At 66.2% G+C, this 538-nt stretch carries 1 protein-coding gene; it reads left to right on the top strand.

The genetic code is table 11. The features are described 5' to 3' along the window. Positions 1–538 (top strand): acyltransferase domain-containing protein (locus ND747_RS16625; protein WP_374216249.1); only part of this gene is annotated, 538 nt, incomplete at both ends.

The raw sequence follows: 538 nt of genomic DNA, 5'->3' as shown, positions 1-538 counted from the left end.
GCGGGGCGGGTGGTGTTGACGTTTGCTGGTCAGGGTGCTCAGCGGGCGGGGATGGGCCGGGATCTGTGTGCGGCGTTCCCGGTGTTCGCCGCTGCGTTTGACGAGGTCTGTGTGGCGTTGGATGCGGAGCTGGGTGATGCGGCGCTGAGTTCGGTGCGTGAGGTGGCGTTCGCTGATGCGGGTTCTGATCTGGCGGGTTTGTTGGATCAGACGATGTATACGCAGTCGGTGTTGTTCGCGTTCGAGGTGGCGTTGTGGCGTTTGGTGGAGTCGTGGGGTGTTCGTGCGGATGCGCTGGTGGGGCATTCGATCGGTGAGTTGGCTGCGGCGTTCGTGGCTGGTGTGTGGTCTTTGGAGGATGCGGCGCGTGTGGTGGCTGCCCGGGCCCGGTTGATGCAGTCGCTTCCGGCGGGGGGTGGGATGGCTTCTCTGGCCGCTGGTGAGGAGCGGGTCGCGGGGTTGTTGGCCGACCGTGCTGGTGTGTGGGTCGCGGCTGTTAACGGACCGCGAGCTGTGACGGTCTCCGGTGAGCAGGCGG

This window comes from Frankia sp. R82 (assembly GCF_023716925.1).
GTDB lineage: Bacteria > Actinomycetota > Actinomycetes > Frankiales > Frankiaceae > Frankia.
Note: the sequence above shows the minus strand (reverse complement) of the source record. Positions and strands in the feature narration are given on the sequence as shown.